A 20,219-nucleotide genomic window follows, 5' to 3' on the forward strand; every position below is an offset into this window, starting at 1 on the left:
CGGGGAGGGTCAGGGGCGCGGATCCCCCTCGCGCGGCGGCTCCTTGCCGCCGAGCACCCGGCGCACGCGGTCGAACTCGGCGCGGAAGGCGGCCTCGTCCTCCTCGTACTCCGGCCGCCAGGGCATGCCCAGGCGCGCGGCGAGCTCGCGGTGGGCGGCGCCGCGGCGGCTCCGTCGCGCGAGGGCGGCGAGCACCTGCCGGCTCGGGGCGGGCCGCAGTCCGGCCGCGGCCTGCAGGACCCGCAGCCCGTCGAAGGACCCCTCGTCCCAGGCGACCTCGGGCAGCGTCCAGCGCTCGGGCTCCTCGCCACCGCGGTCCACGCCGATGAGACCGGTGCTGCCGCGCTCCGCCTCGCCGACGGCGTAGACCACCTGCGCGAGCGGCGTCGTCCCCGCGGTGCGCAGCCCGCGGCGCAGGGTGAGCGTGCGGGCGTCCTCGTCGAGCAGGGCCACCTTGTGGGTCGCGAGGATCGGGACGAGGGCCCACAGCGCGAAGAGGATCCACAGCACGATCGCGCCGGCCAGCAGCTGGAGCGCTCCGTGGCCGAGGGCCCGGGTGAGCAGGTCGTCGAGGCCGGCGGCGGCGCGGCCCTGCTGCCACTGGGCGATGCCGGTCGCGGCGAAGGGGCACAGGAGCAGGGCGATGATCGGGAGCCCGACGAGGGCGAGCGGTCGCCAGCGCGCGATCGCGGTGGGGCCCACGACGACGGCGCCGGAGCGGGTGCGCCGGGGCGCGGGAGGCTCGGCGACGGGACCGTCGGGCGACCCCGCGGGCCCGTCGGGCCTCCCCGGGGCCTCCTCGGGGGGTCCCTCCGCGGGCGCGCTCTCGTTCATCGTGCCAGCGTACGGGGGCCCGGCCCGAGGGTCCGCGTGCTCGTGACGTGACGCGCCTCCCCCGTCACCGGGTCGGTGAAGGCGAGGGTGCGGGCGAGCAGCTGGAGGGCTCCGCCGCCTGCCGTGCGAGCGGCCTCCGCGGGGCTCGGGTAGAGGTCCTCCCCCACGATCGGTGCGCCGCGGGAGGAGAGCTGGGCGCGCAGCTGGTGGGTGCGGCCGGTGAGCGGCACGAGCCGCAGCAGGAGCGTGCCGTCGCCCTCCGCCGCGAGCACCTCGACCTCGGTGGAGGAGTTCGGCTCCCCGGCCAGCACCCGGGTGGTGAGCTCCCCGCGGCGCTTCTCGAGACGGTCCTCGAGCAGCGCCCGCTCCCCCACCGCCCGCGGCAGCGTCGACCCCTCGGCGGGCCGCACCCGGGCGAGGTACTCCTTGCGCACGCCGCGCGCGGCGAAGAGCTGCTGGTAGGCGGAGCGCTCCTCGGCGCGGATGCCGAGCGCGATCACGCCGGCGGTGCGCCGGTCCAGCCGGTGCAGGGGGCTCAGCTCCGCGATGCCGGTCTCACGGCGCAGGCGCACGAGCAGGCTCGAGCGGACGTGCGCCCCACGGGGCATGGTGGCCATGTCGTGGGGCTTGTCCACCACGAGCAGATGCGCGTCGTGCAGCAGCACAGGGATCCGCGCCGGGGGTACCTCCTCCGCGGCGAGCTCGCGGTGGAACCACAGCTCCTCCCCCGGGTGCACGGCGTCCTCGGCGGCCCAGGGCGTGCCGTCGGTGCGCATGATCTCCCCGGCCCGGAACCGGTCCGCGATCGGGGTGGCTGCGGGATCGGCGAGCGGCGGGAAGCGGTGGAGCAGGGCGGCGAGAGCGGTGGTGGGCCCGTCCCAGGCGGGAGGGACGCTCCAGCGCACGGGGTCCAGGCCGTCCCGCTGCGGGAGCGGGGCGGGAGGCCGCCGCGCCCGCCGACGGGCCGCACGGCCGGGCCGGGGACCGGGTGCGCTCACAGTCCCCAGACGACGAAGGTGAGCACGTTGTGACCCACGTAGAACAGCGCCAGCAGGGCCAGGCAGAGGTTCGGGTGGCGGTCGAGCACGGTGAGCGCCTGGGGCGCCCGGGCCCGCAGCTCGGTGAAGGCGAGCACCTCGATGTCCTCGACCTCGACGCCGGCGGCGCGCGCCCGCTCGAGGGTGATCCGCTGGGCGCGGTGGCCGAACATGCGGCTCGAGACGGCGAGCATCCGCCGGCCCTGCGCGTCGAGGAGGTAGATCCCGTCGTACGCGGTCTCGGGGACGTCGAGCAGCTCGACGGGGGTCAGTCCGCGGTCGATCTCCCGGATCGCGAGCACCTTGGCGACCTCGTCCCAGCCGGCGGCGCTGTCGCGGCGCACGAGCCCGTGGAGGCGGAAGCCGTGCTCGTCCACCTCGAGCCAGGAGGAGACCACCCGCACCACGCCCAGCACGGTCGCCGCGAGCACGGCGACCCAGAGCAGCAGCGGGAGCGTGAACAGGAGGTCGTGGCCGAGGGCGGGGTCGTGCCACAGACGCTGACCGATGAGGCTCACGATGACGAGGAACTCGAGGACCACGCCGAAGACGACGCCGGCGAGCAGGGCCGCCCCGATCACGATCGCCGGCGGGGAGAAGGTCCGGGTGGGCAGGGACTCCTCGTCGACACGGGGGCCTCCGGCCACGGAACCGCCTCCTGCCACGCAACGATCGGACACATCGGACCCGCACATCCTAGGTCCCCTCCCTGACGACCGGGACGCACCGCCACGGTCCGGGCGGGCGGGAGGGGTCACCGCGAGATCCCGCCCGCCCGCACCGCGCTCAGTCCCGGCGGGCGTCGTCCCCCAGGAGCCCCCCGGCGGGGGTGAGCACGCTCGCCGTGTCCACGGCGCGAGCATGGGCGAGGTAGCGCACGTGGTCCTCGTAGCGGTCCAGGACGTCCGCGGCGATCCGCGTGCGGCTGAGCCCGTGGACGCCGTACCCCTCGGAGCCGTTCTGGGTGAACACCTCGAGCCGCTCGTAGGTCGCACGGTCCTGCGCCACCCGGGCCCCGAAGTTCGCGGCCGGGGTGGTCACCGGGGCGACCCGGTAGAGGAAGTCGCGGTCCTCGTCCATCGCGATGAGCAGGGAGGTGACCGTGATGCCGGTGGACGGGTCGGCGGCGCTCGAGACCTCGGCCCGATACCCCTGGGCCTCGAACTCGCGCGCGACGTCGGCCAGGGCGGGGCCGACGGTGGCCTCGGCGAACTGCGCCACGGACCGGGTGCTCGGGAGGGAGCGCAGGTCCGCGAGCCGCTCGCGGAAGGAGCGCTCGGGCGCCATGCCGCCGTGGGCGGCGACTCCCGCACGTCGCAGCACGCGCCCCTCCCGCTCCGCCCGCTCCATCCGCAGCGCCTTCGAGAAGCTCACCATGACGAGGTGCGCGACGACCGTGACCGGCAGGCCGAAGATGAGGGTCGCGTACTCCATCGTGGTCACGCCGCCCGCGACGAGCATGGCGATCGTGAGCACCGCGGTGAGCACCGCCCAGAAGATGCGCAGCCACTTCGGGCCGTCGTCGGCGGGATCGGGGATCGTCGAGGAGAAGTTGCTCATGACCATCGCGCCGGAGTTCGCGCTCGTGAGGTAGAACAGCAGACCGGAGAGCGTCGCCAGGCCGATGAGGAAGCCCGCGCCGGGGAACATCTCCAGCAGCGCGTACCAGCCCTGCTCAGGGCTGTCGATCGCGAGCTGCGCGAAGGCACGGGCCGCCGGGGTGCCCTCGAGCACCACGGACAGGGCGCTGTTGCCGAAGATCGTCACCACGAGCAGGTCGCACAGCACCGGTGCGGTGATCGCGGCGATGACGAACTCGCGCAGGGTGCGGCCCCGGGAGATCCGCGCGAGGAACAGTCCCACGAAGGGCCCCCAGGCGAGCCAGAACGCCCAGAAGAAGAGGGTGGCGCCGGCCATCCAGTCGGAGCCGCCCTCCTGGTAGGCCATCGTCTGGAAGGTCCGGCCGGGCAGGGTCGCGACGAAGCGGCCCACGTTCTCCACGATCGCGTTCAGCAGGAACGCCGTCCGCCCGGTGACGAGGAGGTACAGCAGCAGTGCGGCCGCGCACCACAGGTTCAGCTCGGAGACGAGGCGGATGCCCTTGTCCACGCCGGAGGTGCAGGCGGCGACGGTGAGCACGACCGCGACGACCACGAGGGCGATCTGCAGGCCCAGCCCCTGGGGCAGGCCCAGCAGCAGCGAGAAGCCGACGTTCAGCAGCACCACGCCGATGCCCATCGAGGTCGCGACGCCGAACACGGTGCCCAGCAGCGCGAGGACGTCGATGAGGTCGCCGGCGGCCCCGCGCACGCGCCTGCCCAGCAGCGGGTAGAGCGCCGCGCGGATGGACAGCGGCATCCCCCAGCGGTAGGCGAAGTAGCCCATGGCCATGCCGAGCAGCGCGTACATGGCCCAGCCGGCGACGCCGTAGTGGAACATCGTCCACACCACGGCGTCCTGCAGCGCCGCGGCGGATTCCGGGGCCGCGTCCGGCGGCGTGACGAAGTGGGAGATCGGGCCGGTGACGGAGTAGAAGAGCATGTCGATGCCGACGCCGGCGGCGAAGAGCATCGCGACCCAGGTGAAGAGCCGGTACTCCGGGCGGGAGTGGTCGGGTCCCAGGCGCACCTTCCCCTCGGGGGACAGCGCGACCCAGAGCACGAAGAGGATCACCGCGGTGACGGTCAGGACGTAGAACCATCCGAGGTCCTCCGCGATCCAGCCGACCACGCCGTGCATGGTGGTCGCGGCCTGGTCGGGGGCGAGGATCGCCCAGAGCGAGAAGGCGAGGATGACCGCGGCGGAGACCCCGAGCACCCGGCGGTTCACGCGCACGCCGGAGGGCGTGGCGAGCTCGACGGGACCGCGGGAGAGCTCCTCGCGGGCCACCGGGGGCCGCTGCGTCTCCTTCTCCTCGCGGCGCTCGAGCCGGCTCTCCGCGCCGAGGCGCGAGCGCACCGCGTCGCCGGCGACCCGCTCGGGGCCCCGGGGGTCCTGGTGCGCGGTGGGGGCGGGAGGCTCGGTGCCCCTCCCGCTCGGGGTGCTCTCCTGCTGGGGTCCTGTCACGGGCTGCCTCCATGTGCTGGGTCGACTCGAACGCGGTCGGGCGACGCAGGGCACGGGGTGGCGTGGGGCAGCGGTTCGGGATGAGGACCGGCGGACCGCGGGCTCCCTCGCCGCGCGCTCCGACCTCTCAGCAACCTATCCCTGAACTCCCAGGAAGGACAGGGCGGTGGGAGCGGATCACTGGTGATGTCCCTCGCCACCGGCATCACCGCAGGTCACGGAGGTCGCCGCCGCCGTCGGGCGGGAGCGGTTGCCGGCGATTGCCCGTTGACGAGGGGCGCGCGCACGAGGACGGCCGGTCGATCCGAGGATCGACCGGCCGTCCCGGTGGGGCGAGGGGGCTCAGGCCTCCTCGTCGTCCTTCTTCTCGATGACGAGCGTCTCGGTGGTGAGCACCAGCGCCGCGATCGAGGCGGCGTTCCGCAGCGCGGAGCGGGTCACCTTGACCGGGTCGATGATGCCGGCCGCGACGAGGTCGACGTACTCGTCGGTCGCGGCGTTCAGGCCGTGGCCGGCCTGCGCGTCGCGCACCTTCTCGACGACGACGTAGCCCTCGAGGCCCGCGTTCTCCGCGATCCAGCGCAGCGGCTCGACGACGGCGCGGGCCACGGCGCGCACGCCCACGGCCTCGTCGCCGGAGAGCCCGAGGTCGCCCTCGAGGACGGTGGACGCCTGGACGATGGCGCTTCCGCCACCGGCCACGATGCCCTCCTCGATGGCCGCACGAGTCGCGGAGACCGCGTCCTCGATGCGCATCTTCTTCTCCTTGAGCTCCACCTCCGTGTGGGCGCCCACCTTGATGACGGACACGCCGCCGGCGAGCTTGGCGAGACGCTCCTGGAGCTTCTCGCGGTCCCAGTCGGAATCGGTGTTCTCGATCTCGGAGCGGATCTGCGCCACGCGATCGGCCACGGCCTGCTCGTCGCCGGCCCCGCCCACGATCGTGGTGGAGTCCTTGGTGATGACGACGCGCCCGGCGTGGCCGAGCACGTCGGTGCCCACGGACTTGAGGTCCAGGCCGAGGTCCGCGGTGACGACCTGCGCACCGGTGAGGACCGCGATGTCCTGGAGCATCGCCTTGCGACGGTCGCCGAAGGCCGGGGCCTTCACGGCGGCGCCCTTGAAGTTGCCGCGGATGCGGTTGACGACCAGCGTGGACAGGGCCTCGCCGTCGACGTCCTCGGCGATGATGAAGAGCGGCTTGCCGCCCTCCACGACCTTCTCGAGCAGCGGGAGGATGTCGGCCACGGCCGAGATCTTGCCCTGGTGCAGCAGCACCTGGGCGTCCTCGAGCACGGCCTCCTGGCGGTCGCCGTCGGTCACGAAGTGCGGGGAGATGAAGCCCTTGTCGAACTGCATGCCCTCGGTGAAGTCGAGCTCCATCGCGGTCGTGGAGGACTCCTCGACCGTGATGACGCCGTCCTTGCCGACCTTGTCGAACGCCTCGGCGAGCAGCTCGCCGATCTCGCGGTCCTGGCTGGAGACGGCCGCGACGGACGCGATCTGCTCCTTGCCGTCGACCGGGATGGACAGCTCGCCGAGCTTCTCCGAGACGGCCTCGACGGCCTTCTCGATGCCCCGCTTGAGCGCGGCCGGGGCCGCACCGGAGGTGACATTGCGCAGACCCTCGTGGACGAGCGCCTGGGCGAGCACGGTGGCGGTGGTGGTGCCGTCGCCGGCGACGTCGTTGGTCTTGGTGGAGACCTCCTTCGCCAGCTGTGCGCCGAGGTTCTCGTAGGGGTCCTCGAGCTCGATCTCACGGGCGATGGTGACGCCGTCGTTCGTGATCGTGGGGGCGCCCCACTTCTTGTCGAGGACGACGTTGCGGCCCTTGGGGCCGAGCGTCACCTTGACGGTGTCGGCGAGCTTGTCGACGCCGCGCTCGAGGGCGCGGCGCGCCTCCTCGTTGTACAGGATCTCCTTGGCCATGGATCAGGCCTCGATGATCGCGAGGATGTCGCGGGCGCCCAGCACGAGGAACTCCTCGTTGCCGTACTTGAGCTCGGTGCCGCCGTACTTGGAGAAGACGACCTTGTCGCCGACCTTGACGTCGACCGGGATGCGGGCACCCTTGTCGTCGAAGCGGCCCTCGCCGACGGCGACGACCTCGCCCTCCTGGGGCTTCTCCTTCGCGGTGTCCGGGATGACCAGGCCGGAGGCCGTGGTCTGCTCGGCCTCGAGCGGCTTGACGACGACGCGATCCTCGAGGGGCTTGATGGAGACCGACATGCGGCTCACTCCTTCATAGAAGAATGGACTCTGCTGAGTTCTGGGCGGAGGGACCCGGTGTCCTGGACGTCGTCGCGGTGCCGACCGGGACGGGACCCTCACGGCAGCCTCTGGCACTCTCGGCCTTCGACTGCCAACGGGACCACTCTAGGACCGTCCTGGCACTCATGCAAGACGAGTGCTAACGGCCGGACGTCCGCCCCCGGCGAACTCCTCTGCGCCCCAGGTCACACACTTATTGTGAACCTGGCAACTGGACATGACGGAACCCGTGACGACCCGTCCGCGCCCGCGTACAACAAGAGGGACACGGCCGCACCGGAGACCCCGGGCGGCCCGTACGAGGACCGATCCACCAGGAGACCCCCATGACCTTCCTCCGCAGCCTCTCCACCGCCCTCGGCCGCATGGCCGACCGCATGCAGGGCCAGGACGTCGAGCGGCACAACGCCGTCGTCGGCAACCGCATGGGCGGCGACGTCGCCGCCGTGACCCAGGCCCGCACCTCCCAGGGCGTGAGCCCCCTCGGCCTGGGCCGCTGACCGCCCGTCGCTGATCGACGACCGCTGAGTGCCGGACGCGGGGCTCAGCGCCCCGCGGCCTCCGCGATCGCCCGCACCTGGTCCGACCCGAACAGGTAGACCGGCACGGTCACGTCCCCGAGCGCGTCCCCCGCGCTCGGCAGCACCGAGGTGACGACGCGCGGGGCGCCCTCCCCGACCTCGACGAGGCTCGCCCCGCTCAGCGCGAGCGCCCGCTCGCTCTCCCCCGCCCCCAGCGGGTCCACCACGTTCGTGACCCCAGGGGCGACGTGCACCGGCACCCCGCCGATGCTGCCGCTCATCTCGTGGTGGTAGTGCCCCGCGAGCACGATCCGCACATCGCTCCCCGCGAGCACCCCCGCGAGCTCGTCGAGCGGCTCGAGGTCGAGGCTGCGCAGCAGCGGCGTCGCCGCCACGAGCGGCGGGTGGTGGATCGCGAGCACGGTCCCGCCCGCCGCGGGCTCCGCGAGCACGCCGCGCAGCCAGTCCAGCTGCTCCGCCGTGAGCTCCCCGTAGCCCGCCCCCGGCCGGCTCGAGTCGAGCACCACGACGCGCCCGCCGCCCGCGAGCGCGTGCACCCGGTCCTGCACCTCCGTGCCGCGCGCCCCCGGGCCCCGCACCGCCGCGTAGGCCGCGCTCACGTCGTGGTTGCCCATCGTCACCACGAGCGGCGCGCCGAGGCGCTCCGCGACGGGGTCGAGGATCGCGTGCAGGCGCCGGTAGGACTCCTCCGTGCCGTCCTCCGAGGCGTCCCCCGTGTGCACCACGGCGTCCACGGGACCGATCGGGCCGAGCGCCGCGAGCAGGCCCTCGAGCGCCGCGCCGGTGTCGATGCGGTCGTAGTGGCGGGCGGCGGGGTCGCCGTAGAGGTGGGTGTCCGTGATCTGGAGGATGCGCATGCGGGCACCGTAGCGAGCGGGGGTGTCCCGCGGGTGAACGGGAGCACCCGACCCGGGCGCGCGGATCCTCTAGCCGAGCGCCCCGACCCATTCGTCGGAGCCGTCGGTGAACCGCTGGTGCTTCCAGATCGGCACCTGCGCCTTGACCTCGTCCACGAGCGCGTCGCACGCCGCGAAGGCCGCCTTGCGGTGCGCGGCGGCGACCGCGGCGACGAGCGCGCTGTCCCCGATCGCGAGCGGTCCGTGACGGTGCGCCACCGCGAGGCGCACCTCCGGGAAGCGCTCCGCGATCCCCGTCGCCACCTGCGCGAGGACCTCCTCGGCCGACGGATGCGCCGTGTAGGTGAGCGCCGTGACGCCCCTGCCCTCGTCGTGGTCGCGGACCACGCCGTCGAAGGTGACCACGGCGCCGCAGCGCGGATCGGCGACCGCCTCGACCATCGCGGCGACGTCGATGACCGCGGTCGTCACCGCGGCGTGCCGGAGGCGCTCCACCGCCTCGCCCATCGCGGGATCGCCGGCGCTCACGCGTGCCCCGCCCCGTCGCGCTGCTCGAGCAGGTGGTCGAGGATCGGGTCGAGCACGGCGATGCCGTCCTTCACGCCGCCGCGGGATCCCGGCAGGTTCACGACGAAGCAGCGGCCGGCCATGCCGGCGAGGCCGCGGCTGAGCAGCGCCGCGGGCGAGGCGGCCTCCCCGCGCCGGCGCACCGCCTCGAGCACGCCCGGCATCTCCCGCTCGATGAGGGGCGCGGTCTGCTCGGGCGTCACGTCCCCGGGGCCGATGCCGGTGCCGCCGGTCGTGACGACCACGTCGGCCCCCGCGTCGAGGCCCCGGCGGATCGCGGCGCCCACCTCGGGGCCGTCGGCCACGACCTCGCGGACGACGGGATCCAGTCCCCGGCCCTCGAGCCAGGAGACGAGCAGCGGGCCGGTGCGGTCCTCGTAGGTGCCGTCGGCGGCGCGGGTCGAGGCGACGACCACGTGGGCCCGGCCGCGCAGCGCGGGCGGCGGCGCGTCCCCGTCGCGGGCGGAGCAGTCGGCGTCGGTGCGCCGGGCGGGCATCTCCTTCATCGCTCCTCCTCGCGGCGCCAGTCGCCGCTGCGGCCCCCGGACTTCGCGAGCACCCGGATCCCCTCGATGCTCGCCTCCCGGTCCACGGCCTTGATCATGTCGTAGAGGGTCAGGGCGGTCACGCTCACCGCGGTGAGCGCCTCCATCTCCACCCCGGTGACGCCCGTGGTGCGCACCCGGGCGGTGATCTCGAGGGCGTCCTCCCCCGCGGGGACCACGTCGACGGTGACGCCGGAGATCGGCAGCGGATGGCACAGCGGCACGAGGTCGCTCGTGCGCTTCGCGCCCATGATCCCGGCGATGCGGGCCACGGGCACCGCCTCGCCCTTGGGGAGGTCCCCGGCGAGGATCCGCTCGCGGACGTCCGGCCGCGTGCGCAGGAGCCCGCGGGCGGTCGCCTCGCGGGAGGTCACGGGCTTGTCGGTGACGTCGACCATGTGGGCGGAGCCGTCCGCGCGCACATGGGAGAGGCCGTCGGGTCGGGTCATCAGGAGCCTTCCGTGAGCAGGATCGTCTCCACGAGGTCGCCGTCGTGGAGGAGGTCGGTGCCGACCGGCACGGCGACGAGGGCGTCCGCGGCGGCGAGCGCGGCGACGAGGTGGGAGCCAGGGCCGCCCACGAGCCGCACCTGGCCCGAGGGGAGCACGCGCGCCCGGCGGTGCTGGAGCAGGTGGGCGGGCGAGGGCTCGGGGCGGGAGGGGTCCTCGAGCCGCAGCGGGAGGCGCAGGCGCCGGCGGGGTGGGGCGCCGAGGGCGGGTCGCAGGATCAGCTCGCAGCTCAGCAGCGCGGAGACGGGGTTGCCGGGCAGGGCGATCCAGGGGACGCGGCGTCCCTCGTGGAGCAGGGTGCCGATGCCCTGGGGCCCGCCGGGCTGGAGGGCGAGGGTCGGGAAGGCGAGGGTCACGTCCGCGTGCTGGGCGGCCATCCGCACCACCTCGCGGGCGCCCTGGCTCACGCCGCCGCTCGTGACGATCAGGTCCGCATCGGTGCGGCCGAGCTCCGCGTGGAGGCGCTCGAGCAGGAGGGCGGGATCGTCCGGCACGGCGGCGGTCGCGACGACCTCGGCGCCGGCCTCGGCGAGCGCGGCGGCGAGGCCGGGCCCGTTCGCGTCGTGGGTGCGCCCGGGGCCGGGGTCCCCGCCCGCGGGGGCGACCTCGCTGCCGGTGGAGAGGACGAGCACGCGCGGCGGGGTGCGGGCCTCGACCTCGCGGGCGCCGCACGCGGCGAGGTGGGCGATGCGGCCGGGGGTGAGCACCTGCCCCTCGCGCAGGATCGTGTCCCCGCGGCGGGTCGCGGAGCCGCGGGGACGGACGTAGCGCCCGGGCCCGGTCTCGAGCGGGATCAGCGCCACGGAGCCCGCTCCGCCGTCGGCACCGTCGGCGCTGCCGGACCCACCGAGGACGAAGCGTCCGCCGGCGCTCTCCTCGACGGGGACCACGAGGTCCGCGCCGGCGGGGACGGGCGCGCCGGTCATGATCGCGCGGGCGGTGCCGGGAGCGAGCTCGCCGGGCAGGTCGCCGGCGGCGATCATGCCCCCGAGCGGAAGGGTGACCTCCTCGCCCGCGGCGGGGAGGTCCGCGGCGCGCACCGCGTAGCCGTCCATCTGGGAGACGTCCGCCGCGGGGACGTCGAGCGGGCTGCGCAGCTCCTGCGCGGCCACGCGCCCCACGGCCGCGGCGCCGAGCGGCACGGGCAGCGCCCCCAGGGTCCCCGCGAGCAGGGCGGTGGCGTCCGCCACGTGGTCCGCGAGGGGGATGCGGCGCGATGCCATGGCGGGGCCTCCTTCTGGGCGCCTCCTCACCGATCCGGCGCGATGAGCGGGCCACCACCGAGGGTAGCGCCCGGCCTATCCTGGAGGGACGCCCGCCGTCCCGCGCCACGGAAGGAGCCGCCGCATGGCCCGCATCGCGCTCGGCATCCCCGTGCCCCGCCGCACCGACCCCCGCGGCGCCCTGCCGGACGTCTCCGACCGCCCCGCCTCCCCCGCCCTCGTGGACCGCTTCGGCCGCGCGGCGACGGACCTGCGGGTCTCGCTCACCGACTTCTGCAACCTGCGCTGCAGCTACTGCATGCCGGAGTCCGGGCTCACCTTCCTGAGGCGCGACCAGCTGCTCTCCACGGAGGAGATCGTCCGCCTGGTGCGGATCGGCGTCGAGGAGCTGGGGGTGGAGCAGGTGCGCTTCACCGGAGGGGAGCCGCTCACCCGCCCGGACCTCGAGGAGATCCTCGCCGGCTGCGCGGCCCTGCCCGGGCGGCCCGAGCTCTCGCTCACCACGAACGCGATCGGCCTGGACCATCGGGCGGCCGGACTCGCCGCCGCCGGCCTGGACCGGATCAACGTCTCCCTGGACACGGTGGTCTCCGAGACCTTCGAGCGCATCACCCGCCGGCCCCTGCTGCACCGCGTGCTCGAGGGCATCGACGGGGCGCGGGCGGCGGGGCTCTCCCCGATCAAGATCAACGCCGTGATCCTGCCGGGCGTCAACGACCACGAGCTGCCGGACCTCCTGGCCTGGTGCCTCGAGCGGGACCTCCAGCTGCGCGTGATCGAGCAGATGCCGCTGGACGCGGACCACGCCTGGGACCGCGGCGCGATGGTCACCGCCGGGGCGGTGCGGGAGATCCTCGACGAGCGCTTCGTCCTCTCCCCCGCGCCGGTGGCCCGCGAGGGCGCCCCCGCGGAGCTGTTCGACGTCGCCGCCCGGGACGGCGGGGAGCACCGGGGGCGCCTCGGGATCATCGCCTCGGTCACCGAGCCCTTCTGCGCGGACTGCCGCCGCACCCGGCTCACCGCGGAGGGCAGCGTGCGCACGTGCCTGTTCTCCCGGGAGGAGACGGACCTGCGCACGGCCCTGCGCTCCGGCGCGACGGACGCGCAGGTCGCGGACCTCTGGCGCGCCGCCCACTGGGGCAAGAAGGCCGGGCACGGCATGGACCGGGCGGACTTCGTGCCGCCCGAGCGGCCCATGAGCGCGATCGGAGGATGAGCATGAGCGCAGCAGGGAGCCCGGCGATCCGGGTGCGGCTGTTCGCCGGGGCGGCGGCGGCCTACGGGGCCGACGACGCGACCGTGCACGGGGCGACCGTCGGGGCGGCGATCGCCGACCTGCTCGAGGGGGCCTCCGCGGAGGCCCGCACCGTGGTGGGCCGTTCGAGCCTGCTCGTGAACGCCGTGGCCTGCACCGATCCCGGGAGGACGCTGGCCGACGACGACCGGATCGACGTGCTCCCGCCCTTCGCGGGCGGCTGAGCCCGCCGCTGCGGCCGCGTCAGCGCGTGCGGAGGGCGCGCAGGGCCTCTGCCCCGCCGCGCAGGGAGCGCACGCCCACGCCGTGCTCGGCGAGCACCCGCTGGGCGCTGCCGGAGCGCGTGCCGCCCGCGCACAGCAGCACCGCCCCCTCGAGCGCGGCCCGCGCCTCCCCCGTGAGCGCGAGCAGCTCCGCGAGCGGGACGTGCTCCGCGCCCGCGACGGCGCCGCGCTCGGCGATCTCCGTGCTCTCGCGCAGGTCGATCACCCGCACCCCGGCGGCGAGCAGGGCCGGGAGCTCCACGGGCAGCACCTCGGGCGCCGCCGCGGATCCCGCGGGCCCCGAGGGACCGGGGAGCGCGCAGGTCACCCGCAGGTCCTCGAGCGCGGTCACGGCGGCGCGGGAGGGGTCGCGGGCGAGCGGCAGCTCGTCCCAGCGCGAGCGCAGCGCGTCGTAGAGCGCGACCCTCCCCTGGAGCAGGTCCCCCATGCCGGTGAGCACCTTGACGGCCTCGAGCGCCATGGTCGAGCCGATGACGCCGCACAGCATGCCGAGCACGCCGGCCTCGGCGCAGGACGGCACCTCGCCGGGTCGCGGGGGCACGGGGTGGAGGTCGCGGTAGGTGGGGCCGCAGGCGTCGGCGCGGAACACGGCCACCTGCCCGGAGAAGGCGAGGATCGAGCCCCACACGAGCGGGAGGCGGAGGATCTCGCAGGCATCGGAGGCGAGGTAGCGGGTGGGGAAGTTGTCGCTGCCGTCGAGGACGAGGTCGTGGCCGGCGAGCAGGTCGAGCGCGGTCGCGGGGGTCACCGCGTCCACCACCGCCCGCACCTCGACCTCGGGGTTCTGGAGGGTCAGCCGCTCCGCGGCGACCTCCGCCTTCGCGCGGCCGACGTCCGCCGGGGTGAACAGCACCTGGCGGTGGAGGTTCGTGAGGTCCACGAGATCGGGGTCCACGACCGTCAGCGAGCCGATGCCGGCGGCGGCGAGATAGGACAGCAGCGGGGCGCCCAGGCCGCCGGCGCCGATCACGACCGCTCGGGAGGTCGCGAGCCGCTCCTGGCCCGCGTCGCCGAGCTCGGGCAGCCGGCGCTGCCGGGTGTAGCGGGGCCCCAGCGCACCCTGTTCCGACACCTGTCCAGCACTTTTGCCCTGCACGTCCGCTCCCGCTCCGCCATCTCCGTCCACCATGTGAGGCACGTCGCTCTCACCGGCGCTTCCGTGTCCCTCGATAACGATTCGGCCATGGCCTCTCGATCTGGCGCTGAACACCCTGTGACTCGGCATACAGTCTCCACAACTTACTGACAGGTCCCGCGCCGAAGCGGGAACCACCTTCCGATCCGTGAGGACCCTCTCGTGCTCCACCCCTTCTCACCGCCCCCGTCGGGACGGCTCCCCGATCGCCCCGCGGTCGGGTCCAGTGACGTCGACCGCACCATCGGTGGAGCGCGTGCACGACGAGGAGCCGCTGCGTGACCAGCTACATCCTGCGACGCTTCGTCAACTACGCCATCCTCACGGCGCTCGCGACGGTGTTCGTCTACATCGCCGCGTCCACGTTCTTCTATCCTCGGCGCCGGTACCTGGGGCGCAACCCCCCGATCCCCGAGGACTCGATCGACAGCATCCTCACCGGATACGGCATCAACGACAAGGACCCGGTCCTCCTGCGGACCTGGTGGTGGATCGAGCGCATCGTCACGAACCCGCTGCCGGACAAGCTCGGGCACGACCTCGGCAACAACGCGGTCATCTCCGAGATCTTCTCCCGGGCCGGCGTGAGCCTGCGACTCCTGCTCGTGGGCGCGATCATCGCGGCGATCCTCGGCGTGGTCCTCGGCGTGTGGGGCGCGGTGCGCCAGTACAAGGCCTCGGACCAGATCGTCTCCTACGCCTCGTTCATCCTCATCTCGACCCCCACCTTCGTGGGCGGCGTGATCCTGCAGATCCTCGCGACGAACTTCAACAACGCGACCGGTCACCAGCTGATCCGCTTCACGGGCGCCTACACCCCCGGCATCACGGGCTTCTGGCCTCAGCTCATGGACAAGGGCGTGCACCTGCTGCTGCCCACCATCGCGCTCGCGCTGTTCGGCGCCGCCGGCTACTCGCGCTACCAGCGCGCGGTCATGCTCGACGTGCTCGGCAGCGACTTCATCCGCACGGCCCGCGCCAAGGGCGCGACCCGCACCCACGCCCTCGTCAAGCACGGCGTGCGCGTGGCCCTCATCCCCATGTCCACCTACTTCGCGTACAACTTCGGCACGCTCGTCTCCGGCTCCGCCTTCCTCGAGATCATCTTCTCGTGGGCCGGCATGGGCCAGTACGGGATCATGGCGGTCCAGCAGTCCGACGTGAACGCCCTCGCGGGCACCGTCTGCTTCACCGCGATCCTGCTGCTGATCAGCTCCACGCTCTCCGAAGTCCTCTACGCGGCGCTCGACCCGAGAGTGAGGGTCTGACCCATGTCGATGACTCCGACCCCTCCCACCGACCAGGCCGTCGACCTCCCCACGGACCTCGAGCCCACCGCCTCCCTCGCGGACGAGGCCGGCGTGGGCGCCGGCTCCGCGGCCCAGAAGGCCTACCGTCCCGTCTCCCGCGGCCGCCTCGTCTGGCGTCGCCTGCGGCGCAAGCCGAACTTCTGGATCGGCGCCGTGATCCTCGCGCTGATCGTCCTCTTCGCCCTGTTCGGCGACCTGTTGAACATCTACGAGCTCGGCCAGCAGGACCCGTACAGCTTCAACGCGAAGCCCAGCGGGCAGCACTTCTTCGGCACCGACGCGATCGGCGTGGACCTCTACGCCTCGATGACGGAGGCGCTGCGCAAGTCGCTGCTGATCGGCTTCCTCGCCGCGCCTCTCGCGACCGTGCTCGCCGCCTTCATCGGCTCCCTCGCCGGTTACCTCGGCGGCTTCGTGGAGACCGCGACCAACTGGGTCATCAACCTGCTGCTCGTGCTGCCGGTGTTCTACGTCCTCATGATCATCTCGCCGCTGCTGTCCTCGATGAGCTGGGTGATCCTGGTCGTCGCGATCGGCCTGTTCGGCTGGATGATCATGGCCCAGATCGTCAAGAACCAGACGAAGTCCCTCAAGGAGAGGGAGTACGTCAAGGCGGCCCGCTACATGGGGGTCGGCACGCTGACCATCCTGCGCCGCCACATTATCCCCAACGTCGCCTCGCTGCTGATCATCGACGCCACCCTCGGCGTGGCCTCCGCGATCCTCGCGGAGACCTCGCTGTCCTACTTCGGCCTGGGCATCCAGGCGCCGGACGTCTCCCTCGGGACGCTCCTGCAGGACGGCACGAGCGCCGCCGTCTCCCGGCCGTGGCTGTTCCTGATCCCCGCCGGCTTCCTCGTCACGCTCCTCACGGCCGTCGCCCTGATCGGCGACGGACTGCGCGACGCGATCGATCCCACCAGTGAGGTGAACCGTGCCTGAGCCCCTTCTCGAGGTCAAGGACCTGACCGTCTCCTTCCCGAACGCGAACGGCGACGTCCGCGCGGTGCGCGGCGTCGACTACTCGGTCGCCGAGGGCGAGTTCCTCGGCATCGTCGGCGAGTCCGGCTCCGGCAAGTCCGTCTCCTCGCTCGCCGTCATGGGTCTGCTGCCCTCCTCCGCGAAGATCACCGGGGACATCACCTTCCGCGGGCAGTCGCTGCTGGGGATGGGCGACAAGCAGCTCTCCCGGCTGCGCGGCCGCGAGATGGCGATGATCTTCCAGGACCCGCTCTCCGCGCTCACCCCCGTCTACACGGTGGGCCAGCAGATCGAGGAGGCCCTGACCCTGCACAACAAGGGGATCAGCGGCGACCTCGCCCACAAGCGGGCCGTCGAGCTGCTGAAGATCGTCGGCATCCCCGCCGCGGAGCGCCGGGTGAAGGCGTTCCCCCACGAGTTCTCCGGCGGCATGCGACAGCGCGCGATGATCGCGATCGCCATGGCGAACGACCCCTCGCTGATCATCGCCGACGAGCCCACGACCGCCCTGGACGTGACGATCCAGGCGCAGATCCTCGAGGTCCTCCAGAAGGCCAAGGAGGTCACGGGCGCCTCGGTCGTGCTCATCACGCACGACCTCGGCGTGGTCGCCGGCAACGTGGACCGGGTCGCCGTCATGTACGCGGGCAAGCTCGTCGAGACGGGCCCCGTGGACGAGATCTTCTCCGCCCCGCGCATGCCGTACACGATGGGCCTGCTGCGCTCGGTGCCGAACATGCTCACGGCCGGCACCAGCCGGCTCGTGCCGCTCGAGGGGCGCCCGCCGAACCTCGCGAAGCTCCCCCAGGGCTGCCCCTTCGCGGCCCGCTGCCCCGCCGCGCAGGATCGCTGCCGCGAGGCGGAGCCGCAGCTGCTCGTCACCGACGGCACCGGCCGCCAGGTCGCCTGCCATCGTGCGGACGAGATCGCCGCGGGAACGCTGCGCCCCGTGGACATCTTCCCCAGGCCCCCGTTCCACGAGCGCGAGGTCCTCGAGGACCGTGACACCGAGCCCGTGGTCTCCGCGAAGGGCCTGGTCAAGCACTTCCCGCTGTACAAGGGCGCCGTGTTCCGGCGCGCCGTGGGCACGGTCAAGGCCGTGGACGGCGTGGACTTCGAGGTCCTGCCCGGCCAGACCCTCGGCCTCGTCGGCGAGTCCGGCTCCGGGAAGTCGACGACGAGCCTCGAGCTCATGGAGCTCACCGCGCCGCAGGCGGGCAGCCTCCACGTCGCCGGTCACGACGTCTCGAAGCTCAGCAAGGCGGACCGCCTCGCGATGCGCAAGGACGTGCAGATCGTCTTCCAGGACCCGATGGCCGCGGTGGACCCGCGGCTCCCGGTGGGCGACATCGTCGCCGAGCCGCTGACGGTCCACAAGGTGCCGCGCGCCGAGCGCCAGCGCAAGGTCGCCGAGATGCTCGAGCTCGTGGGCCTGGACCCCGAGATGGCGGACCGCTACCCGCACGAGTTCTCCGGCGGGCAGCGTCAGCGCATCGGCATCGCCCGCGCGCTCATCACGGAGCCCAAGGTGCTCGTGCTCGACGAGCCGGTCTCCGCGCTGGACGTGTCGGTGCAGGCGGGCGTCGTCAACCTGCTCGAGGACCTGCGGGACAAGCTGGGCCTGTCCTACCTGTTCGTCGCCCACGACCTGGCGATCGTCCGCGAGATCGCGGACACGATCGCCGTCATGTACCTGGGGCGCATCGTCGAGTACGGCCCGGTCGCGGAGGTCTACGCCTCGCCGCGCCACCCGTACACGCGGGCGCTCATGAGCGCGGTGCCGGTCCCGGATCCCGAGGTCGAGCGCACGCGCCGCCGGATCATCCTCGCCGGCGACCAGCCCAGCCCGGCGGAGGACATCGCCGGCTGCAACTTCGCCTCCCGGTGCCCGCTGATCTCGCTCCTCCCCGAGGGGAAGCAGCAGCGGTGCCGCGGCGAGGACCCGGTCCCCGTGCTCCACGGGGGTTCACGGGTGGCCTGCCACCACGTGGACTCCATCTCCCGGCTCGACACCGTCGACGCCGCCTCCCAGTCGTCCGTGACCAGCGCCTGACGCAGCATCCCACCCAGGAAGAGAGAACCACCATGAAGATCACGAGCACCCGCCGTCTGTTCCTCGCCGGCACCGGCGTCGTCGGCAGCGCCGCCGCGCTCGCCGCCTGCGGCCAGCAGTCCGCCGAGGAGCAGGCCTCGAAGGCCGCCGAGGAGAACTCCTCGGCCGCGGAGGACGCGGCCGCGCTGCCCAGCACCGCCTGGGAGCGTCTGGACTACGACCAGGTGCCGGACGGCGGCTCGCTGAAGCTCGCCGTGTCCCAGCTGCCCAACAACTGGAACTACAACCACGCCGACGGCCTCCTCGCCGACCTCTCCGACATCCGCGGCCCGCTCGGCGCCGGCGCGGAGATCGCCTACTCCGAGTCCGGCGAGAAGACCCTGAACCCGGACTACATCGCGAAGGCCGAGCTCACGAGCGAGGACCCGCAGACGGTCGCCTTCTCCTACAACCCCAAGGGCGTGTGGGACGACGGCTCCCCGATCGTGGTCGAGGACCTCATCTCGCAGTGGAAGGCCAACTCCGGCGAGAACGAGGACTATCAGGTGGGCTCCACGGTGGGCTGGGACCAGATCAAGTCGATCACCCAGACCGATGACGAGTACACCGGCGAGATCGTCTTCTCCGCCCCCTTCATCGACTGGATCACCGTCCTGCACCCGGACGTCCCGAAGAAGGTCTCGGAGTCCGCGAAGGCGTGGAACGAGTCCTACGTCTCGACCCCGACCCCGTCCAAGGGCCCCTTCACGGTCGACTCGGTGGACACCACCGGCGGCGTCGTGAACATCAAGCGCAACGACAAGTGGTGGGGCCGCGCCCCCAAGCTCGAGACGATCACCTTCTCCGTCGTGGACCAGACCACGCAGCCGCAGTCCTTCGCGAACGGCGAGATCGACCTGCTCTCGATCGCGAACGGCGACGTGCTCTCCCAGGCGAAGACCCGCTCCGATGCGGCGATCCAGTCCACGAACGGCCTCACCTGGACGCACCTGACCCTGAACGTCAAGGGCGGGGACGGCAAGCTCGAGGACGTCAAGGTGCGCGAGGCGATCGCCCGTGCGATCGACCGCGACGCGATCGGCCGCGCCGTGGTGGGCCCGCTCGAGGCCCCGATCCAGCTGGTCGACAACTTCGTGTACATGCCCGGCCAGGACGGCTACGAGGACTCCTTCGGGGGTCTGAAGTACGACGCCGAGGCCGCGGGCAAGCTGCTCGACGAGGCCGGCTGGGCGCTCGACGGCGACAAGCGGAAGAAGGACGGCAAGACCTTCGACCTCTCGATCATCATCCCGGCGGACACCAAGTCGAACTCCGACCGCGCCCGCCAGGTCCAGACCAACCTCAACGCGGTGGGTCTGAACGTCGAGCTGCAGACGGTCCCCTCCGACGCGTACTTCGACGACTACATCAACCCGAAGACGTTCGACATGGTGACCTTCTCGTGGGTGGGCTCGCAGTTCCCGGAGTCCTCCTCCGTGAACCTCGTGTACCCGATGGACTCCGAGCAGAACTACACGAATTTCGCGGACGACCGCCTGGGCGATCTGGACAAGCAGATCAAGGCCGCCTTCGACCTCGACGAGCGCCACAAGGTCGCCAACGAGATCTCGAAGGTCATCGCCGAGTCCTTCGTGCTCATCCCCTTCTACGCGACCCCGAACATCGTGGGCGTGAAGACGGGCGTCGTGAACCACGGCGCGTCCCAGTTCGAGAGCACCGACTGGACCCAGGTCGGGATCAAGGCCTGAGC

General features: G+C 73.0%; 19 protein-coding genes. 7 read left to right on the forward strand and 12 right to left on the reverse strand.

Going from position 1 to position 20,219, the window contains the following annotated elements; all coding sequences use genetic code 11:
• Positions 1–9: 9 nt before the first annotated feature.
• The 6 genes from NLU66_RS15900 to groES all read right to left on the reverse strand — a co-directional run bounded on the left by NLU66_RS15900 (position 10) and on the right by groES (position 7,166).
• Positions 10–834, reverse strand: coding sequence for a hypothetical protein (locus NLU66_RS15900; protein WP_259360579.1), 825 nt, complete (start codon positions 832–834; stop codon positions 10–12).
• Positions 831–1,832: a pseudouridine synthase gene (locus tag NLU66_RS15905; protein WP_259360580.1), complete on the reverse strand. Its 1,002-nt coding sequence runs from the start codon at positions 1,830–1,832 to the stop codon at positions 831–833. Before NLU66_RS15905 ends, NLU66_RS15900 begins: the two co-directional genes overlap by 4 nt.
• The gene (locus NLU66_RS15910; protein ID WP_137771434.1) at positions 1,829–2,518 is read right to left on the reverse strand and encodes a hypothetical protein; all 690 of its coding nucleotides are present in this window, start codon (positions 2,516–2,518) and stop codon (positions 1,829–1,831) included. Before NLU66_RS15910 ends, NLU66_RS15905 begins: the two co-directional genes overlap by 4 nt.
• Positions 2,519–2,657: 139 nt before the next feature.
• The gene (gene betT, locus NLU66_RS15915; protein ID WP_323374427.1) at positions 2,658–4,937 is read right to left on the reverse strand and encodes a choline BCCT transporter BetT; all 2,280 of its coding nucleotides are present in this window, start codon (positions 4,935–4,937) and stop codon (positions 2,658–2,660) included.
• 342 nt (positions 4,938–5,279) lie between these two features.
• On the reverse strand, positions 5,280–6,866 hold the full coding sequence (groL, locus tag NLU66_RS15920; protein WP_137771435.1) for a chaperonin GroEL: 1,587 nt from the start codon (positions 6,864–6,866) through the stop codon (positions 5,280–5,282).
• Between the two features lie 3 nt (positions 6,867–6,869).
• On the reverse strand, positions 6,870–7,166 hold the full coding sequence (gene groES, locus NLU66_RS15925; RefSeq protein WP_137771436.1) for a co-chaperone GroES: 297 nt from the start codon (positions 7,164–7,166) through the stop codon (positions 6,870–6,872).
• Positions 7,167–7,534: 368 nt separating this feature from the next.
• Here groES and NLU66_RS15930 point away from each other — a divergent pair, with 368 nt between their 5' ends.
• Positions 7,535–7,708 (forward strand): hypothetical protein, encoded by a 174-nt coding sequence (locus tag NLU66_RS15930; RefSeq protein ID WP_168198124.1) that lies wholly within the window; start codon positions 7,535–7,537, stop codon positions 7,706–7,708.
• A 44-nt stretch (positions 7,709–7,752) separates the two neighbouring features.
• Here NLU66_RS15930 and NLU66_RS15935 read toward each other — a convergent pair whose 3' ends face one another.
• The 5 genes from NLU66_RS15935 to glp form a co-directional block, all read right to left on the reverse strand.
• Positions 7,753–8,607 (reverse strand): metallophosphoesterase family protein, encoded by an 855-nt coding sequence (locus tag NLU66_RS15935; protein WP_259360581.1) that lies wholly within the window; start codon positions 8,605–8,607, stop codon positions 7,753–7,755.
• A 69-nt stretch (positions 8,608–8,676) separates the two neighbouring features.
• Positions 8,677–9,114 (reverse strand): molybdenum cofactor biosynthesis protein MoaE, encoded by a 438-nt coding sequence (locus NLU66_RS15940; protein WP_259362608.1) that lies wholly within the window; start codon positions 9,112–9,114, stop codon positions 8,677–8,679.
• A gap of 17 nt (positions 9,115–9,131) precedes the next feature.
• Positions 9,132–9,680, reverse strand: a complete 549-nt coding sequence (locus tag NLU66_RS15945) for a MogA/MoaB family molybdenum cofactor biosynthesis protein (RefSeq protein ID WP_259360582.1) — start codon at positions 9,678–9,680, stop codon at positions 9,132–9,134.
• Positions 9,677–10,168: a cyclic pyranopterin monophosphate synthase MoaC gene (gene moaC / locus NLU66_RS15950; RefSeq protein WP_259360583.1), complete on the reverse strand. Its 492-nt coding sequence runs from the start codon at positions 10,166–10,168 to the stop codon at positions 9,677–9,679. The genes NLU66_RS15945 and moaC overlap by 4 nt, the downstream gene beginning before the upstream one ends.
• Positions 10,168–11,451, reverse strand: a complete 1,284-nt coding sequence (gene glp, locus NLU66_RS15955; protein ID WP_259360584.1) for a gephyrin-like molybdotransferase Glp — start codon at positions 11,449–11,451, stop codon at positions 10,168–10,170. Before glp ends, moaC begins: the two co-directional genes overlap by 1 nt.
• A 124-nt stretch (positions 11,452–11,575) precedes the next feature.
• Here glp and moaA point away from each other — a divergent pair, with 124 nt between their 5' ends.
• On the forward strand, positions 11,576–12,667 hold the full coding sequence (gene moaA, locus NLU66_RS15960) for a GTP 3',8-cyclase MoaA (protein ID WP_259360585.1): 1,092 nt from the start codon (positions 11,576–11,578) through the stop codon (positions 12,665–12,667).
• 2 nt (positions 12,668–12,669) lie between these two features.
• Positions 12,670–12,930, forward strand: coding sequence for a MoaD/ThiS family protein (locus NLU66_RS15965; protein WP_259360586.1), 261 nt, complete (start codon positions 12,670–12,672; stop codon positions 12,928–12,930).
• 19 nt (positions 12,931–12,949) lie between these two features.
• Here the strand turns inward: NLU66_RS15965 and NLU66_RS15970 are convergent, their stop codons facing one another.
• On the reverse strand, positions 12,950–14,062 hold the full coding sequence (locus tag NLU66_RS15970) for a ThiF family adenylyltransferase (protein ID WP_259360587.1): 1,113 nt from the start codon (positions 14,060–14,062) through the stop codon (positions 12,950–12,952).
• A 341-nt stretch (positions 14,063–14,403) separates the two neighbouring features.
• On the opposite strand from NLU66_RS15970, the gene NLU66_RS15975 reads away from it, so the two are divergent.
• Genes NLU66_RS15975 through NLU66_RS15990 form a run of 4 tightly spaced genes read left to right on the forward strand, consistent with a single transcriptional unit; the run spans position 14,404 to position 20,217 of the window.
• Positions 14,404–15,393, forward strand: a complete 990-nt coding sequence (locus tag NLU66_RS15975) for an ABC transporter permease (protein ID WP_259360588.1) — start codon at positions 14,404–14,406, stop codon at positions 15,391–15,393.
• Positions 15,394–15,396: 3 nt separating this feature from the next.
• The gene (locus tag NLU66_RS15980) at positions 15,397–16,377 is read left to right on the forward strand and encodes an ABC transporter permease (protein WP_323374428.1); all 981 of its coding nucleotides are present in this window, start codon (positions 15,397–15,399) and stop codon (positions 16,375–16,377) included.
• Positions 16,370–18,469 carry an ABC transporter ATP-binding protein gene (locus tag NLU66_RS15985; protein ID WP_259360589.1) on the forward strand — a complete coding sequence of 700 codons (2,100 nt, stop codon included), beginning with the start codon at positions 16,370–16,372 and terminating at the stop codon, positions 18,467–18,469. The genes NLU66_RS15980 and NLU66_RS15985 overlap by 8 nt, the downstream gene beginning before the upstream one ends.
• A 32-nt stretch (positions 18,470–18,501) precedes the next feature.
• Positions 18,502–20,217, forward strand: coding sequence for an ABC transporter family substrate-binding protein (locus NLU66_RS15990; RefSeq protein ID WP_259360590.1), 1,716 nt, complete (start codon positions 18,502–18,504; stop codon positions 20,215–20,217).
• Positions 20,218–20,219: the final 2 nt, after the last annotated feature.

The sequence above is a fragment of the Brachybacterium sp. NBEC-018 genome, from assembly GCF_024860185.1.
In the GTDB taxonomy this organism is placed as follows: Bacteria; Actinomycetota; Actinomycetes; order Actinomycetales; family Dermabacteraceae; genus Brachybacterium; species Brachybacterium rhamnosum.

What these genes read in the sequence shown, in the direction of transcription:
- NLU66_RS15900 (WP_259360579.1), bottom strand. Translation starts at nt 834, where the DNA reads ATGAACGAGAGCGCGCCCGCGGAGGGACCCCCCGAGGAGGCCCCGGGG.
- groL (WP_137771435.1), bottom strand. Translation starts at nt 6,866, where the DNA reads ATGGCCAAGGAGATCCTGTACAACGAGGAGGCGCGCCGCGCCCTCGAG.
- groES (WP_137771436.1), bottom strand. Translation starts at nt 7,166, where the DNA reads ATGTCGGTCTCCATCAAGCCCCTCGAGGATCGCGTCGTCGTCAAGCCG.
- NLU66_RS15930 (WP_168198124.1), top strand. Translation starts at nt 7,535, where the DNA reads ATGACCTTCCTCCGCAGCCTCTCCACCGCCCTCGGCCGCATGGCCGAC.
- NLU66_RS15935 (WP_259360581.1), bottom strand. Translation starts at nt 8,607, where the DNA reads ATGCGCATCCTCCAGATCACGGACACCCACCTCTACGGCGACCCCGCC.
- NLU66_RS15940 (WP_259362608.1), bottom strand. Translation starts at nt 9,114, where the DNA reads ATGGGCGAGGCGGTGGAGCGCCTCCGGCACGCCGCGGTGACGACCGCG.
- NLU66_RS15945 (WP_259360582.1), bottom strand. Translation starts at nt 9,680, where the DNA reads ATGAAGGAGATGCCCGCCCGGCGCACCGACGCCGACTGCTCCGCCCGC.
- moaC (WP_259360583.1), bottom strand. Translation starts at nt 10,168, where the DNA reads ATGACCCGACCCGACGGCCTCTCCCATGTGCGCGCGGACGGCTCCGCC.
- glp (WP_259360584.1), bottom strand. Translation starts at nt 11,451, where the DNA reads ATGGCATCGCGCCGCATCCCCCTCGCGGACCACGTGGCGGACGCCACC.
- moaA (WP_259360585.1), top strand. Translation starts at nt 11,576, where the DNA reads ATGGCCCGCATCGCGCTCGGCATCCCCGTGCCCCGCCGCACCGACCCC.
- NLU66_RS15965 (WP_259360586.1), top strand. Translation starts at nt 12,670, where the DNA reads ATGAGCGCAGCAGGGAGCCCGGCGATCCGGGTGCGGCTGTTCGCCGGG.
- NLU66_RS15980 (WP_323374428.1), top strand. Translation starts at nt 15,397, where the DNA reads ATGTCGATGACTCCGACCCCTCCCACCGACCAGGCCGTCGACCTCCCC.
- NLU66_RS15990 (WP_259360590.1), top strand. Translation starts at nt 18,502, where the DNA reads ATGAAGATCACGAGCACCCGCCGTCTGTTCCTCGCCGGCACCGGCGTC.